Source organism: Microbacterium umsixpiens (assembly GCF_053543675.1).
In genome coordinates this window covers 1,127-17,542 of sequence record NZ_JBLVOH010000201.1, presented here as the reverse complement: position 1 = coordinate 17,542, position 16,416 = coordinate 1,127, and the positions used below count along the sequence as shown (strand labels likewise).

Below are 16,416 nucleotides of genomic sequence, written 5' to 3'. Positions count from 1 at the left end.
GGGACGCCCGGTGCTGGTGTACAAGCCGCGTTCGCTCGCACCGGATGTGCTCATCGACGAGATCCTCGGCATCCTGGAGCTGCCCGATCCGCCGAGGATCCCGCGGACTCTCGATCGCGGGACGCACGGCTGGCAGGAGTACATCGTCTTCGAGAACGTGGAGACAGACCGGGAGCGTGCCGTCTACTACCGACGATTCGGTGCACTGATCGCGGTCGCGAGCGCCCTCGGCATGCAGGACCTCCACTACGAGAACGTGAAGTGCGCGCGGGGTGCGCCGTACGTCATCGACGCGGAGTGCGCGTTCGGTTCCGGGCTGTCTTCCTCGTCGCCGGCCGACGACGGGTACTTCGCCCGAAACGCCCCCAGCCTCCTCGCGACGCTCCTCGTCCCCAACTGGGGCAAACGCTTCGAGGATGCCGATCCGTACGACGCGAGTGCCCTCGGTGCGTTCGCCGACCCTGCGCGGCAGGCGCAGGTGCGGAGGATCACGCGCCGAGACGGAGTGCTGCGCACATCGTACGAGCGGCTGCTCGAGCCTCAGGTGTTCGGGAGTCAGCCCCACATCGGCTCGACCCGCGCCCCGTTCGCCGATCATGTCGCCGATCTCGAGGAGGGCTTCGGCGACGCGTCGGCTCGCCTGAGCGATCCGGACGTGCAGGAGCGCATCATCACCGCCGTCGCACGCCGGGACGACCTGAGGTGCCGGATCCTCACGCGCTCCACGGCGTCGTTCGTCAGTCTGCTCCAGGTGAAGGCGCCGCACGGCGAGCGGACGGCCGGGGCCTCGCCTTCGGGCGCAGAGGTCGCGTGGATCCTGCAGGAGGAGGCACGGCAGCTCGATGACGGCTGCGTGCCCGTGTTCGAAGTCGATGTCGGGCGAGGTCGCCTCGAGTCGGGCACGGGGAACGCCCTGGAGACCGGACGCGACGTACTCGGCCTGTGGACCGAGCGCTTCCTCGCCCTCACGGACCGGGGCGCGGTGCCCGGTCAGGCCCACCTGTTGCGACGGAGTCTCGAGCTGGGCCTCGAGGATCCGGATTGGACCGTGGACTCGACACCCCGGACCGTGCCGCAGGACGTACGACGGATGCCGAGCCCGGTTCCGATGATCGAGCAGATCGTCGACCGGCTCCGTGCGACCGCGCAGCGGACGGGCGATCATGTGTGGTGGGTCTCGTCGATTCAGCACTCTCCGAGTCGCCACGAGATCTTCGTGACGCGGAACGGCGTCTACGACGGACTGGCGGGGATCGTCCTCGCCGCCGGCGCTGCGGGTCTGGAGAGTCATCGGGCCGATGATCTCTATCGTCTGACGAGCGACTCGCTGCTGCGCGCGCTGGAGAGATTCGTCGAGAGCCGGGCACGATCGACGGATGAAGTGCTCTCGCTCGGACTGGGCGAGGGCCCACTCGGCGCGGCGCTCGCGTTGGGGGAGGCCGCCCGGCTGCGCGACGACGCGGAGACGCTCGATCGGCTGGGCGTCGTGTGTGCGGCACTGGACGGCCTGTCTCCGAGCATGGCTTCCCCCGATCATCTCAACGGCGCCGCCGGTGTGGTGCTCGCTGCAGAGCGTCTCGGGGCGATTCGCGGCGCAGCTCCGTTGTCGCGACTCGGCTCGGCGGCTCGCGACCGGCTGGTCGAGATCGTCGCCACGACGCTGCGGAAGGGGCGTGCCGAGCCGGGCCTCGCCCACGGGCTGTCCGGGATCGTGCTCGCTCTTGCCGCTGAGAGCGACGATCCCGACGTGCGTGCGTTCGTGAGCGAGTGCTTCGACCTCGAGCAGACGCTCCTCTCCAAGGCGGAAGCTGCCGGGGACAGGGAGCAGGCGCAGAAGGCACTCTCCGGTTCCTGGTGCTGGGGAGCGACCGGCCAGATCGAGTCACGGTTGCAGGTGGGGCATGAGTCGGGCATCGATGAACTGCGCGAGAGGATGGTGGGTTCTCCTCTCACGGGGACGTCTCTCTGTCACGGCAGCCTCGGCCGTGCGATCGTTCAGCAGTCAGCGCCGTACATCGACCGGTGGGGACGCCGTGATGCCGATCGAACGCGTCGTGAGGCGCTCGAGATGCTCATCCGCGATCCGCTCGGTGAGGTCGCCGAACCGCCGTACGCGAGCAGGGTCGGGCTGTTCACCGGGTTGTCCGGCAAGCTTCTCTATCTCGCGGCGCACCGCGACCGAGCCAGTGTGCGGCTGGCCTCCCTGTCGTACGAGCTCGGCTGACCGCTCAGGCGAAAGCGTACGACACGAGGCGCTCGAGCGTGCGGATGCCGTCGCGCGAGAGGATCGACTCGAGATGTCCCTGTACGGATGCGAAGTGGGCACCGCGCAGAGCGAACACGTCGCCGGAGGCGGCATCGGCCGAGACCTCTGCCGGCCCGACCGTCGTCGTCTCGGGGAGGACGCGTGCGGTGAACGTGTTGTAGAAGCCGATCGAGGCATTCTCCTCGAACACCGGGACGGACTTCTGCAGGCCCTGATGCGGGGCGTCGAGCGGGGTCAGCGCCACCCCGAGTCGGTCGGCGAGGATCTGGTGGCTGAGGCACACCGCCAGCAACGGGGCTCCTGCATCGAGGCGACGGGCGACCACCTCGCGCATCCTGGCGATCCGGCGGTTCTGCAGATCCCGGGGATCCCCGGGGCCCGGGCCCGCGACGACGAGGTCGGCGGCATCGAGGTCGGCATCCTGCACTTCGCTCCATCCGGCGATGGTCACAGTGAGACCGAGGTGACGGAGCTGGTGCGCGAGCATGGTCGTGAACCGGTCTTCCGCGTCCACGACCAGTGCGGTGCGCCCGACGAACGGTCCGGTGAACTCCTCGCCCTGCGGGTTCAGCCAGAATTCGGCGAGGCGCGCATTGCGTGAAGAGAGCAGCGCGGCGACCTGGGGATCATCGGCGAGAGCACGCTCCTCGGCCGGCGCATCGGCATCGCTGCGCGCCTCGGCCACGCGGTCCCGGTCGATGGCCCCGATCGCACCCAGCACGCCCGCGGCCTTTCCATGGGTCTCGGAGACCTCTCCCTGCGGATCGGAGTGACGAACCAGGGTGGCGCCGACGGGCACACTGAGCGTCCCGCCCTGCAGGTACACGGTGCGGATCAGGATCGGCGCATCGAGGTCGTGTCCGCCGTCCGCGTTCGGGGTGAACAGTGCGGCGACGCCCGAGTAGTAACCGCGAGGCTTCCGTTCGTGGCGTCGGATCACGGCGCAGGCGTTCTGCATCGGGGATCCGGTCACCGTCGGCGCGAACATCGTCTCGCGCAGGATGTCGCGCGGGTCGAGGGTGCTGCGTCCGCGCAGCATGTACTCGGTGTGCGTGAGCCGCGACATCTCCTTCAGGTGCGGACCGGTGATGCGTCCACCGTCGGAGCACACGGCGCTCATCATCTTCAGCTCTTCATCCACGACCATGAACAGCTCCTCGGTCTCCTTGGTGGAGGCGAGGAAGTCGATCAGGGTCTCTTTGGTGGCCCCGCCTGCGGGGTGACGGAACGTGCCCGAGATCGGGTTCATCGTGACCACGCCCTCGCGGGCGACGACATGCGCCTCGGGGCTCGCGCCGACGGCGATGTGGCCGGGGGTGAAGACAGCGAACGTCCAGTACGCGCCGCGTTCGTGGGTGAGCAAGGCGCGGAACCAGGTCAGGGCCGCAGTCCGGTCGTCCACGTCGATGTTCGCGGTGAAGTCGCGCCGGATGACGAAGTTCGCACCCTCGCCTCGACCGATCTCCTCCGCGATGACCTTCTCGACGATCGCCGCGTACTCCGCATCCGCGATGTCGAACCCGTCGTCGTGCAGGGGTACGGGAGCGGTCGGGAGCGCGGCGAGGAGCTGCGACGTCGGCAGGTGGAGGTGCTCGTCGACGATCACGCATCGCAGCGGAGCGCCGTCGTCCTGGGCGACGAATCCGCGTTCGCGCACCTGACGATACGGAACCATCGCGAAGATCTCGCGGGGGGTTCCGTCGATCGTGAGCGGGATGTCGGCGAGAAGCTCGACATCCACCACATCGCCGCTGAGCAGTTCGACGGTGTCTGCGCCGTCGCGGGCGATCAGGACGAAGGATGCTGCCGGGTCGGCGCTGAGCTCGGCGAGTCGTGAGAGGGTCATCGATGTCTCCTGTGCAAGGCTCCGGCTCGGCGCAACGAAAAAACCGCCCGGGAGGCGGTCGGGATTCGTGGGAACGCGAACACACCGCCTAGAAGGCGGGCCACCAGGTGAAGTTCGCGAGCATGGGGCCGAAACTACCACATCGCCGATGCCGGCTTCGGCGCGATGACGTCACCAGATGCTTCCGCCGGGCTCCTCGACCTCCGCGTCGAGGGCATGATCCACGACGAGGCGCACCGCACGCGCCAACACCTCGTCGGGGAGATGCGGAGCCTCCGCCGGTGCGGTGCTCGTCGACCACGGAAGATGCACGAACCCTGCGACGGTGTCGGCCGGGACAGCGCCCAGTGCGGTGTAGAGCACGTGATTGCACACGTAGGAACCCGCCGACAGGGAGAGCTGCGCCGGCAGCCCGTGCGCGGTGAGAGTCCTGACAAGGTGCTTGACCGGAAGGGTCGCGAAGCGGGCCGCGGGACCATCGGGTTCGCAGGCGGCATCGACGGGCTGGGCGCCGTCGTTGTCGGGGATGCGCGCGTCCATCAGGTTCACGCCGATGCGCTCGACCGCGATCTGCGGACGCCCGCCGGCGAGCCCGGTGGCGATGACGGCGTCGGGGGAGTGCCGGTCGATCACCGCGCGGAGGCGTCGCGCGGATGACTCGAAAGCGACGGGCAGTGTCGCGACGACGAGCTCGTGCGGACCGTCGTAGTCGGCGGCGACCGCGTGCACGGCATCGGCCGACGGGTTGCGGGATGCGCCGTCGAAGGGCTCGAAGCCCGTCAGAAGAATGAGCGCCATGGGTCCAGCGTAGGTGCGTCCGTCCAGCCCACTTGCATCCTGGCGGCGTAGGCTTGAGGGGTGCCAGCAGTGAACCTCGGAATGCCGAAGATCCCCGAAGTCCTCGCCCCCCGCCGGAAGTCTCGGCAGATCAAAGTGGGCAAGGTGCTCGTGGGCGGCAACGCTCCCGTCAGCGTGCAGTCGATGACGACCACGAAGACGACCGACATCAACGGGACGCTGCAGCAGATCGCCGAACTCACGGCATCGGGCTGCGAGATCGTTCGTGTCGCCGTGCCGCACCAAGACGATGCGGACGCCCTGAAGATCATCGCGATGAAGAGCCAGATCCCGGTGATCGCCGACATCCACTTCCAGCCGCGCTACATCTACACCGCGATCGACGCCGGTTGTGGCGCCGTTCGTGTAAACCCGGGGAACATCCGGGAGTTCGACGGCAACGTCGGCAAGATCGCGGCAGCCGCCAAAGCCGCGGGCGTCTCGCTGCGAATCGGAGTGAACGCCGGATCCCTGGACCGTCGGATCCTCGCCAAGCACGGCAAGGCGACCGCCGAAGCACTCGTCGAGAGCGCTGTCTGGGAGGCGTCGCTGTTCGAGGAGCACGACTTCCACGACTTCAAGATCTCGGTCAAGCACAACGACCCGATCGTGATGGTGAAGGCCTATCGTCAGCTCGCCGAGCGTGGCGACTGGCCTCTGCATCTCGGCGTGACCGAGGCCGGCCCGGCATTCCAGGGGACGATCAAGAGCGCGACGGCCTTCGGCATCCTGCTCGGCGAGGGCATCGGCGACACCATCCGCGTGTCCCTGTCTGCTCCTCCCGCGGAGGAGGTCAAGGTCGGACACCAGATCCTGCAGTCGCTCAACCTGCGCGAGCGCAAGCTCGAGATCGTCTCGTGCCCCTCGTGCGGTCGTGCCCAGGTCGACGTGTACACGCTCGCCGAGGACGTCACCGAGGGGCTCAAGGACATGACGGTGCCGCTGCGCGTGGCTGTCATGGGATGCGTCGTGAACGGACCCGGTGAGGCTCGGGAAGCTGACCTCGGCGTGGCGTCCGGCAACGGCAAGGGGCAGATCTTCGTCAAGGGCGAGGTCATCAAGACCGTTCCGGAGGCGGACATCGTCGCGACCCTGATCGAAGAGGCGAACCGGATCGCTGCCGAGATGGGGCCCGAAGCGCCTCTCGGCACCGCTCAGGTCGTCGCGGTCTGACCGCAGAGGAGATCCATGTCGACGCCCACCATCGTGTCCTTCGCCGGCGGTGCCATCACAGGGGAGGGCATGGTCACCCGGGTGGAGAGCGGCCCCGACGGGACGGTCGTCGTCGTCGATGCGACGCCGTTCCACCCCGTCGACCACACCTGGCCCGACCAGCCGGGTGATGCCGGCGCGATCGCCGCGGGAGATGAGACGGTTCCGGTCGTCGAGGCGCTGATGGCTGCGGTCTCCGACGAGAGCGAGTTCGCCGTCGGGAGCGACATCCCCGTCAAGCGCGGTACCGAGGGGTGGACCTGGCTCGTCGCTCACCGCATCGACGGCGCGGCTCCCGCATGGCTGGCCGAAGGCTCCCGTGTGCGGCTGAGCGTCGACGGCTCTCGGCGTGAAGGACTCAGCCGCGGCCACACGGCTTGCCATCTCGCCTCTCTTGCTCTGGATCTCGCTGTCGCCGACCTGTGGCGGAAGGATCCGGGTGCGGACGCGCTCGGGAATCCGGACTTCGAGGGGCGCGCCAATCAGTCCAGTCGCATCCACGAGGACGGCGCGGTCGATGAGTACCGTCTCGGCAAGAGCCTTCGCCGTGCGGGCTTCGACACCGAGACCTTCGCGGCGACTCTCGCCGACCGGGAGCAGCGGATCAACGCTCAGCTCACCGGGTGGATCGCCGCAGGGGCCACCAGCCGGGTCGAGACGGAGGGGCCGACGATCGTCGATCGCCGTCGCTGGCACTGCGAGCTCCCCGAAGGTGAGGCCGTGATCCTGTGCGGTGGCACCCATGTGGGGTCGCTGTCCGAGTTTTCGTCGATCTCCGTGTCGCTCGATCTGACGGACCCCCAGCTGCTCGTGATGACGACGACGGCGACCCCTGCCGTCTGACCTCAGCGCACGAGATCGATCCGCACCGGAGCGCGGGCGCACGGCCCCGGCGGCGGCGTCACAGAGCGAACTCCACCTCTCCCGCGGCGATGTCCGCACGGGTGACGCGAAGCCGCACGACGTCGCCCGGCTTCGCGCCGGGGGGAACGGGTGCTGTCGCCGTGACGGCCGGTTCCGCGATCTGGATCGTCGCACGCTCGCCGCGCAGCGAGATCACGGTCGCCTCGATCGTCGTCCCGACAAGCGGAGTGAGCAGCGCGGCCTCGACGGTGTTGATCGTGGCCGAGTTCAACCGGGATGCCCGTTGGCTGGACTCCTGCATGAGAGCGGGGAGCTCGTCGAGCGAGTCACGCACCCAGCCGGGTACCGGTTCGCCGTTCGAGACCGCGAGGCAGATCGTCAGCGTCCAGCGGTCGACGAGTCGGCGCAGGGGAGCGGTGGCGTGGGCGTAGGGGGCCGCGATCGCCGCCTGTGCGGCGTCCTGCGGAACGGCTCCGTCGAACACTCGATAGCCGGCGCCCCGGAACAGGGATGCCGCCGCTTCGAGTACCGGGAGAGTGATCGGGTCACGGCGATCGAGCCCGCGAAGGTACTCGCCGTACGTGCCCGTCGTCCACGACCGCCCGAGGGCCTCGGTCTGGTGCCGGAAGGTGTCGAAGGCCTCGGCATCCGGTTCCGGCATCGTGCGAAGGATTCCGATCCCGGCATCGAGCATGAGGGACGCCGCCGCCATCCCGGTCATGAGTGAGAGCTGGGCGTTCCACTCCTCGACGGGGAGGGGGCTGCGGCGTTCGATCGCATACGTGCCATCCGGGGCGCGCACGACCTCCTCGTCGGGGAGGTTGAGGCTCGCCCCGCCCCGCAGTCGCTCCTGCTCGATGCGAAGAGCGCCGATCTCGGGCAGCAGCGACGCCGGTCCGTCTTCGCCCCGATCCAGCGACCGCTGCGTGCTCTCGTAGTCGAGTTGCGCGCGAGAGCGGATCAGGGCGCGTTCGAGCCGGAACCCGGTCACCGCACCCGTGGGGTCGAGAGAGAAGGTCCAGACCAACGCCGGGCGGTCGACCCCGGCGAGGAGTGATGCGCGATCCTCGCTGAGGACGGGGGGATGCAAGGGGATTCTGCCATCCGCCGCATACAGGGTCTGCCCGCGACGACGAGCTTCGGCATCCACTGCTCCGTCGGGGACGACGAACGCGGGAACGTCTGCGATCGCGTATCGAACGGTGTAGCCCGATGCGGTGCGCTCCAGCTGGAACGCCTGATCCAGATCGCGCGAGCCCTCCGGGTCCAGAGTCGCGAACGAGAGGTCCCGAAGATCCAGCGCCGGCTGAGGCGCGGTGGCCGAATCCGCTTCGGCGAGCACCGCGGGCGGGAATCCGAGCGATGCCTCGGCAGCTTCCCGCAGGACGGCGAGGGCCGTGGCGAGCTCGGTCTGAGCGGCGGACGGGGACACATGCGATCGGCGCTGCGGCATGGGTCCACACTAGGCGGCGTACCGGCCATCAGCCCGGACACGACTGCCCCTCAGATGGTAAAATGTTACTGGAGAAGATCCAGGAAATCCTCGATGAAGGAGAAGCTCATGAAGGCACTTGTTTTCCGCGGTCCCGGTCAGAAGGCATGGGAGGAAGTTCCGGATCCGAAGATCCTGGCGGGGACCGACGCGATCGTCCGCATCGAGAGCACGACGATCTGCGGGACCGATCTCCACATCCTGAAGGGCGACGTTCCCGACGTCACCGACGGGCGCATCCTGGGGCATGAGGGAGTGGGTGTCATCACGGAGGTCGGCGACGCCGTCACCGGACTGGCGGTGGGCGACCGCGTGATCATCTCCTGCATCAGTGCCTGCGGAAAGTGCGAATTCTGCGTCGCCGGTCTGCAGTCGCACTGCCTTGCGAGCGAAGGCGCATCGGGTATCGGCTGGATCCTCGGGCACCTCATCGACGGTACTCAGGCGGAGTTCGTGAGAGTGCCGTTCGCCGAGACGTCTCTGCACCGGCTCCCCGAAGGGCTCGCTCCCGAGACGGCCGTGCTTCTCAGTGACATCCTGCCGACCGGACACGAGATCGGCGTGCAGTACGGCGGGGTCAAAGCAGGCGATGTCGTCGCCGTCGTCGGTGCCGGTCCGGTCGGCCTCGCCGCGGTCATGACGGCCCAGCTCTACGGGCCGAGCAAGGTCATCGCGATCGATCTCGACGCCAATCGTGCGGAGCTCGCGCTGCAGTTCGGCGCCACGCACGCGGTGGTTTCCTCGGACAGCGACTGGCGGGAACAGGTGATGGCGCTCACCGACGGACTCGGAGTCGACGTCGCCATCGAAGCGGTGGGGATTCCCCGGACGTGGGGGATGGCGGTCGAGATGGTGCGGCCGGGTGGCCACGTGGCCAACGTCGGCGTTCACGGTGCGCCGGTGGACTTCCCGCTGGACCGGCTGTGGATTCAGAACCTCACGATCACGACAGGACTCGTCAACGCGAACACCGCGCGGATGCTGACGAAACTCGTCGCGGAGCAGCGCATCGATCCGAGCGGCTTCGTCAGCCACCTCTTCGCGCTCGACGACATCGAGAGTGCGTACGACACGTTCAGCCGTGCGGCGGAGACCAAGGCGCTCAAGGTGGTACTCAACGCCTGATGCATCGAAGTCGGCCCGACCGTCCGTGTCCCGCGTTAGCGTGTAATCATGACGACTGCATCCAAGGCCCAGACCCTTGTCGGACTCTATGACGCTCCGGAGATCCTCCGCGTCGTGAACGTGTGGGATGTCGTGTCCGCGCGGGCGGTCGCCGCCCTCCCGGAGACGAAGGCACTCGCCACCGCGGGGCACGGCATCGCCGCATCGTTCGGTTACGACGACGGCGCGACCCCCCGCGAGATCATGATCGACATGGTGGGGCGGATCGCTGCCGCCGTCCAGGTCCCGGTCACGGCTGACCTCGACGACGGCTACGGCGACGCGGGCGAGACCACGCGCCTCGCCATCGGGGCCGGCGTCGTGGGCGCGAACGTCGAAGACCGTCTCAAGCCGCTGGATGAATCCGTCGCCGCCGTCGCGGCGATCGTCAAAGCGGCCGAGGCCGAGGGCGTGCCCTTCGCGCTCAATGCGCGGACGGATGCCTTCGTCCGCGCCGGTGCACGCTCGGTCCCGGAGAGCATCGCCGACGCGATCCAGCGCGGGCGCGCCTACCTCGACGCCGGGGCGACGGCCGTGTTCGTCCCCGGCATCCTCGACATGAACGTCACCCGTCAGCTCGTCGAGGGCATCGGGGAGCGCAAGGTCAGCGTGATCGGCATCCCCGGCGCCCTCGCCGCGTCGGAGTACGAGAAGCTCGGTGTCGCCCGGATCTCCTACGGTCCGCTTCCGCAGCGGGTCGCGCTCACCGCACTCCAGGAGCTCGCGGCCGACCTGTACGCCGGCGGCGTCGTGCCCGCGAACCTGCCCGCTCTCAACTGACGGCGTCGAAGACGAGTGGTCACGGCTCACTAGACTTGCTCCGTGGTCACTCGTCTTTCGAACTTCTTCCTCCGTACGCTCCGCGAAGACCCTGCAGGCGCAGAGGTCGCCAGTCACCGGCTGCTGATCCGGGCCGGATACATCCGCCCGCAGGCCGCCGGCATCTTCGCGTGGCTGCCGCTGGGGCTTCGCGTCAAGGCGAAGATCGAGACGGTCATCCGCGACGAGATGGCCGCCGCGGGCGCGCAGGAGGTCCATTTCCCCGCACTCATGCCGCGGGAAGCCTACGAGGCCAGCGGCCGCTGGGACGAGTACGGCGATCTGCTCTTCCGCCTGCAGGACCGCAAGGGCGGCGACTACCTCCTCGCTCCGACCCATGAAGAGGCTTTCACGCTGCTCGTGAAGGACCTGTACTCGTCGTACAAGGATCTACCGCTCACGATCTACCAGATCCAGGACAAGTACCGCGACGAGGCTCGTCCTCGCGCCGGCCTGCTCCGCGGCCGTGAGTTCACGATGAAGGACGCGTACTCGTTCGATTCGTCGGATGAGGGTCTGAACGTCAGCTATCAGGCGCAGCGGGATGCCTACGAGCGCATCTTCCAGAGGCTCGGCCTCGAGTACGTCATCGTGCAGGCGGATGCCGGTGCGATGGGCGGTTCCCGCAGCGAAGAGTTCCTGCACCCGACCCCGGTCGGCGAAGACACCTTCGTGCGCAGCGCCGGCGGATATGCGGCGAATGTCGAGGCTTTCACCACCGCGGTTCCCGACGCCGTCCCGTTCGACGAAGATGCGGCGCCGGTGATCTTCGACTCGCCGGACACGCCGACGATCGAGACGCTGGTCGCGCACGCCAACCGCGAGCTCGAGGGGGAGTTCACGGCGGCCGACACGCTGAAGAACGTCGTCCTCGCCCTGACCCACCTGGACGGCACTCGCGAGCTTGTCATCGTCGGCATCCCCGGCGACCGCGAGGTCGATGAGAAACGCGCCGAGGTGGCGTTCGCGCCCGCCGCGGTCGAGACGGCCACGGCGGACGACTTCGAGAACAATCCGCTTCTGGTGAAGGGATACATCGGTCCCTGGTCGCCGACCGGCGCCGTGCTCGGCGAGGAGTCGGCCACCGGCATCCGCTATCTGGTCGACCCGCGCGTCAGCGAGGGCACCAGCTGGATCACCGGCGCGAACATCGATGAGAAGCATGCGCACTCCGTCGTCGCCGGTCGCGACTTCGCCGCCGACGGGATCGTGGAGATCGCGAACGTGCGTGCGGGAGATCCCGCCCCCGACGGCTCCGGCCCGGTCGAGCTCGCCCGGGGCATGGAGATCGGTCACGTCTTCCAGCTCGGCCGCAAGTACGCCGAGGCCCTGGGACTCAAGGTCTTGAACGAGAACGGCAAGCTCGTCACCGTCACGATGGGCTCGTACGGCATCGGCGTGACCCGCATCCTCGCGATCATCGCCGAGCTGAACAACGACGAGAAGGGCCTGATCTGGCCCGCTTCCGTCGCGCCGTTCGACGTGCAGGTGGTCGCCGCCGGCCGGGACCAGGTCGCGTTCGAGGTGGCAGAGGGGCTTTCCGCTCAGCTCGAGGCCGCTGGTCTCGACGTGCTCTACGACGACCGCCCGAAGGTCTCGCCCGGCGTGAAGTTCGGTGACGCCGAGCTCGTCGGCGTGCCGAAGATCGTCATCGTCGGACGCGGTGCGGCCGACGGTCAGGTCGAGCTGTGGGATCGCCGCACCGGCGACCGCGACACGGTCTCTGTGGAAGACGTCGTGGGGCGTCTCTCCGCTTCCTGACAGACCTCGGCCGCGTCGTCAGCAGACGATGTGGCCGTGGTTCATGATGTCGTCGTCCGGTGTGTCGCGGGTGACGAGCGACTTCAGGGCGCCGGCAGCCAGCGCGAGCTTGCCCTTCGCCGGCTCCCAGAACTCGACCACCTTCGGGGTCACCTTGAGGAGCGTGATCCCCGGGGTCTCCAGTCCGTCTGCGAACCAGATCTCGAGCGACGTGGAGTAGAGCTCCTCCATCTTGGTCCGGTCGTGGACGACCTCGGCCGTGCCGGCGACGGATACATAACGCATGCCCTTGGCGTCGCAGTAGGCCAGGCCCACGTCGTGGTGTCGCTGTGCTTCCTCGACCTTCTCGGTGTCCTCGGCCGTGAAGAACCAGATGTTCCCCGCTTCATCCATCTGTCGGGTCGACATCGGGCGGCTCACGAGGTTGCCGTCGTCGTCCGTGGTGGTGAGCATCGCGATGTCGATGTCTTCCACGAGGTCTGCGACTCGGGCGAGGGCTTCGGTTCCTGTGATCTCGGTCATGTCGTCAGAGTGCCGTGCGGGGGAGCGGAGGGCACGGGCATTGACAGCGCGGTCAGGCAGTGCTCACGCCCGCGATGTCGGACGTCGACACGATGCCCGGCGTTGCGGGCCGCGGTCTCCGCGCCGCGTGCCACGCTGGTGTCATGATCGACGAACCACTGCCCGAAGCCCTCAGCTCCGAGATCAACGCCGTCCTCGACGAGGCCGGGGTGCACACCGACCGACGGCTGGTGATGCGGATGCTGCGCACGGCGATCCTGCTCGGCGAGGACGGCGCCGACCGCCTCGATCTGAAGATCGCCTCGGCGGCACTGGCCGAGATGCGCGACGCCTTCCGCCTGTTCGCCCCGTTCCGCGGAGTGCCCAAGGTGACGGTCTTCGGATCCGCCCGCACCCGGCAGGACGATCCCCTGTACCTCACCGCGCGCGACGTTGCCGCGGCGCTGGCTGGCGATGGCTGGATGGTCGTCACGGGCGCGGGCCCCGGGATCATGCAAGCTGCCTCCGAAGGTGCCGGTCCCGCACTCTCGCTCGGCGTGTCGATCCGGCTGCCGTTCGAGGAGAAGGCGCAGGGCCTCCTCACCGACAACGATCAGGTCGTCGCGATGAAGTACTTCTTCACTCGCAAGCTGATGCTCATCAAGGAATCGCTCGGCTTCATCTGCCTTCCCGGAGGATTCGGCACCCTGGACGAGATGTTCGAGCTGCTCACCCTGCAGCAGACCGGCAAGGCGGAGCCGACGCCGATCGTGCTCCTGGACCAGCCGGGTGGGACGTTCTGGCAGGGTCTTCGCAGCTTCATCGACGACCACCTCGCACCGACCGGAGTCATCTCGGAAGGCGACTTCGATCGGGTGGTGATCACCGATTCCGTGGAGGCCGCTCGGGCGGAGATCACCGGGTTCTGGCACAACTACGACTCACTGCGCTGGGTCGGCGACGCGCTCGTGCTCCGTCTGCGCGCCGAGCCGACGGATGAAGAGATCGACGCGCTGAACGAACAGTTCGCCCCGATGCTCTCCTCCGGACGGATCGAGCGGACCGCGCCACGGCAACCCGAGATCGTCGACGACGACCAGCTGGAGCTGCCGCGGCTGATCCTCCAACTCGATCAGCGTCAGGTCGGGAATCTGTTCCGACTGATCGGCGCGATCAACGCGCTTCCTTCTGCTCCCGCTCGATGATGCGGGCCGCGAACCCGTCGAGGTCGACTGTGCGGCCCAGCACCCGTTCCGCGGCTCGGCGCCCCGAGTAGTAGGCGGCCCCGACGGTCGCCGGTTCGCCACCCCAGGTGGCCTCACCCGCGAAGTGCAGGACTCCGTCGACGGGGCCGGCCAGGTCGTCGTGGTCGTGGTGCGTGGACCCGAGGGCGAGGTACGAGTATGAGCCGTTCGAGAACTCGTCGTCGCCCCAGTGCGTGACCCAGTGCGCCCGGGGCTCGCCGACCGCGTCTCCGTAGAGCACGCGGAGCGCGCGCACGACGTCGGCGACCACCTCCTCGTCCGGAAGCTTCTGCATGCGCCGCCCGAACGGCCCGGCGGCGAAGGTCAGTAGGGTCGGCAGCCCGCTGACGGCGGACACGTCGTACCAGGAATGCCAGTGCTCGCCGGCCTCGCCGAGCGCTCGCAGCACATAGCTGTCCTCGTTCCAGAACCGCTGGTCGAACTGGATGAACACCTTGTTGAAGATCCCCATCCCGAGACGTGAGAGAGGACCGGCCACGGCCTCCGGCAGCGCCGGCTCGAACTCGATCGACCCTGCCTTGAGCGCGCCCAACGGAACCGTCACGACGACCTGATCCGCCGTGAATGCCGTGTCGCCGGCATGGACGGTCACCCCTCCGGTGGAGCGGACGATCTTCGTCGCCGTCGTCTCGAAGCGGATGTCGAGGCCCGCGCCGATGCGTCGAGGCACCTCGTCGTAGCCGTGCGGGAAGATCACCTCGTCACCGTCTATCGCGTCCTCGTCGAGGCCGTGCGCGTCGAGGTCTCCGATCCAGGCCCCGCACTGCTCCTCGACCCGGTGGCGGAAGAACTCGCGGATGTCGTCGATGCGCTCAGGGGTGAGGCCGGAACGATCGAGCGCGCGCTCCGTCATATCCAGATATGTGTCGCCGGGGGAGGAGGCGGCGATCTCGTCGACGAGAAGGCGATCGACCGCGTCGACGTCGTCGATCCATCGAGCGGTGGCATCGGAGCCCATGGGTCTTCCGTCTCCGTCGAAGTTCTCGATGGGCCGCCCGCCGACCTGGAAACTGCCCACCGTGTACTCGATGGTCGGAATCCGAAGCGCCTGGACGAGATCCCACAGCGGCGAACCGTCGATCCCATGGATCCACGAGGCGCCGCGATCCACGGGAAACTTCGCTTCCCGGTCGGTGTGCATCCGGCCACCGATGCGATCGCGTCCTTCGAGGACCACGACCCGATGCCCGGCATCGGCGAGCATCCGGGCGGCGGTGACACCCGACATCCCCGCACCGATCACGATGGTGTCGAACGATCCCATCTGTCCTCCTCGACTTCCGGCGCGGAAAACTGCTGCCGTCGTGGCAGGGGCCGGTCGGCACAGGGTATCGTGGTACGGATGTCGCGCGTGCGAACAGGCGCGACGAGAGCTGAATAGAGAGGCCGTCATGGACATCGAACTGAGTCTTCTGCGAGGGATCGAGAAGGAGAAGGCGATCCCCTTCGACGAACTCGTCGCGATCATCGAGCAGGCGATCCTGACCGCTTACTCCAAGCACGTCTCCGACGACGGTGTGACGCCCGAAGGCGTCCGCGTGCACCTGGACCGCAAGACCGGGCACGTCGCGATCCTGCAGGTCGTCCGCGACGAGGAAGACGCCATCATCGGCGAAGAGGATGCGACCCCCGACGACTTCGGTCGCATCGCGGCCTTCGCCGCCAAGCAGGTCATCAGCCAGCGTCTGCGTGACATCGCGGACGACGTGGTGCTCGGAGACTTCAAGGACAAAGAGGGCGACATCGTCGCCGGCGTGATCCAGCAGGGTCCGAACCCGCGCATGATCCACGTCGACCTCGGTGCCGTCGAGGCGATCCTGCCCCCCGAGGAGCAGGTGCCCGGCGAGGAATACACCCACGGATCACGCCTGCGCGTGTACGTCACCAGCGTCGCCAAGGGTCTCAAGGGACCGCAGATCACGGTGTCCCGCACCCACCCGGGGCTCGTCCGCAAGCTCTTCGCGCTCGAGGTGCCGGAGATCGCCGCCGGTCTCGTCGAGATCGTGGCCCTGGCTCGCGAGGCCGGGCACCGCACGAAGATCGCGGTCAAGGCGAACGACCCGTCGATCAACGCGAAGGGCGCCTGCATCGGCGAGCTCGGACGCCGCGTGCGCGCCGTGACGGAGGAGCTCGCGGGGGAGAAGATCGACATCGTCGACTACGACGCCGATCTGCCCACGTTCGTGGCGCACGCTCTCTCGCCGGCGAAGGTCACGAGCGCCTTCGTGCTCGACGCGAGCACCAAAGCCGTCCGCGCGCTGGTGCCCGACTACCAGCTGTCACTCGCGATCGGCAAGGAGGGTCAGAACGCGCGTCTGGCCGCCAAGCTCACGGGTGCGAAGATCGACATCCAGCCGGACAGCGTCCTCGACTGACCGGCTCCGGCCTT

At 68.1% G+C, this 16,416-nt stretch carries 13 protein-coding genes; 8 read left to right on the top strand and 5 right to left on the bottom strand.

Annotation, left to right across the window (positions count from 1 at the left end; genetic code table 11):
• A partial coding sequence (locus ACNPM4_RS17830; protein WP_448986572.1) for a DUF4135 domain-containing protein occupies positions 1–2,224 on the top strand: 2,224 nt, incomplete at its 5' end.
• A 4-nt stretch (positions 2,225–2,228) separates the two neighbouring features.
• Here ACNPM4_RS17830 and ACNPM4_RS17825 read toward each other — a convergent pair.
• Together ACNPM4_RS17825 and ACNPM4_RS17820 are read right to left on the bottom strand one after the other, a co-directional pair.
• Positions 2,229–4,112, bottom strand: a complete 1,884-nt coding sequence (locus tag ACNPM4_RS17825; protein ID WP_448986571.1) for a chorismate-binding protein — start codon at positions 4,110–4,112, stop codon at positions 2,229–2,231.
• A gap of 171 nt (positions 4,113–4,283) precedes the next feature.
• On the bottom strand, positions 4,284–4,910 hold the full coding sequence (locus tag ACNPM4_RS17820) for a pyroglutamyl-peptidase I (RefSeq protein WP_448986570.1): 627 nt from the start codon (positions 4,908–4,910) through the stop codon (positions 4,284–4,286).
• A gap of 60 nt (positions 4,911–4,970) precedes the next feature.
• Between ACNPM4_RS17820 and ispG the strand changes: the two genes are divergently transcribed.
• Positions 4,971–6,122 (top strand): flavodoxin-dependent (E)-4-hydroxy-3-methylbut-2-enyl-diphosphate synthase, encoded by a 1,152-nt coding sequence (gene ispG, locus ACNPM4_RS17815; RefSeq protein ID WP_181156187.1) that lies wholly within the window; start codon positions 4,971–4,973, stop codon positions 6,120–6,122.
• A 15-nt stretch (positions 6,123–6,137) separates the two neighbouring features.
• The gene (locus ACNPM4_RS17810) at positions 6,138–7,004 is read left to right on the top strand and encodes an alanyl-tRNA editing protein (RefSeq protein ID WP_448986569.1); all 867 of its coding nucleotides are present in this window, start codon (positions 6,138–6,140) and stop codon (positions 7,002–7,004) included.
• A 58-nt stretch (positions 7,005–7,062) separates the two neighbouring features.
• Here the strand turns inward: ACNPM4_RS17810 and ACNPM4_RS17805 are convergent, their stop codons facing one another.
• Positions 7,063–8,478, bottom strand: coding sequence for an RNB domain-containing ribonuclease (locus ACNPM4_RS17805; RefSeq protein ID WP_448986568.1), 1,416 nt, complete (start codon positions 8,476–8,478; stop codon positions 7,063–7,065).
• Positions 8,479–8,586: 108 nt separating this feature from the next.
• Between ACNPM4_RS17805 and ACNPM4_RS17800 the strand changes: the two genes are divergently transcribed.
• The 3 genes from ACNPM4_RS17800 to ACNPM4_RS17790 are packed head-to-tail and all read left to right on the top strand — an operon-like array spanning position 8,587 to position 12,261.
• Positions 8,587–9,642, top strand: a complete 1,056-nt coding sequence (locus ACNPM4_RS17800) for a zinc-dependent alcohol dehydrogenase family protein (protein WP_448986567.1) — start codon at positions 8,587–8,589, stop codon at positions 9,640–9,642.
• A gap of 48 nt (positions 9,643–9,690) precedes the next feature.
• Positions 9,691–10,461, top strand: a complete 771-nt coding sequence (locus tag ACNPM4_RS17795) for an isocitrate lyase/PEP mutase family protein (RefSeq protein WP_029263674.1) — start codon at positions 9,691–9,693, stop codon at positions 10,459–10,461.
• Between the two features lie 42 nt (positions 10,462–10,503).
• On the top strand, positions 10,504–12,261 hold the full coding sequence (locus ACNPM4_RS17790; RefSeq protein WP_448986566.1) for a proline--tRNA ligase: 1,758 nt from the start codon (positions 10,504–10,506) through the stop codon (positions 12,259–12,261).
• An 18-nt stretch (positions 12,262–12,279) separates the two neighbouring features.
• Here the strand turns inward: ACNPM4_RS17790 and ACNPM4_RS17785 are convergent, their stop codons facing one another.
• Positions 12,280–12,783, bottom strand: a complete 504-nt coding sequence (locus ACNPM4_RS17785) for a pyridoxamine 5'-phosphate oxidase family protein (RefSeq protein ID WP_105709751.1) — start codon at positions 12,781–12,783, stop codon at positions 12,280–12,282.
• Between the two features lie 143 nt (positions 12,784–12,926).
• Between ACNPM4_RS17785 and ACNPM4_RS17780 the strand changes: the two genes are divergently transcribed.
• The gene (locus ACNPM4_RS17780; protein WP_448986565.1) at positions 12,927–13,967 is read left to right on the top strand and encodes an LOG family protein; all 1,041 of its coding nucleotides are present in this window, start codon (positions 12,927–12,929) and stop codon (positions 13,965–13,967) included.
• Here ACNPM4_RS17780 and ACNPM4_RS17775 read toward each other — a convergent pair.
• A complete protein-coding gene (locus ACNPM4_RS17775; protein WP_448986564.1) occupies positions 13,936–15,291 on the bottom strand; it encodes a flavin monoamine oxidase family protein in 1,356 nt (451 codons plus the stop codon). The genes ACNPM4_RS17780 and ACNPM4_RS17775 overlap by 32 nt on opposite strands.
• 127 nt (positions 15,292–15,418) lie before the next feature.
• On the opposite strand from ACNPM4_RS17775, the gene nusA reads away from it, so the two are divergent.
• A complete protein-coding gene (nusA, locus tag ACNPM4_RS17770; RefSeq protein WP_029263669.1) occupies positions 15,419–16,402 on the top strand; it encodes a transcription termination factor NusA in 984 nt (327 codons plus the stop codon).
• Positions 16,403–16,416 lie beyond the last annotated feature (14 nt).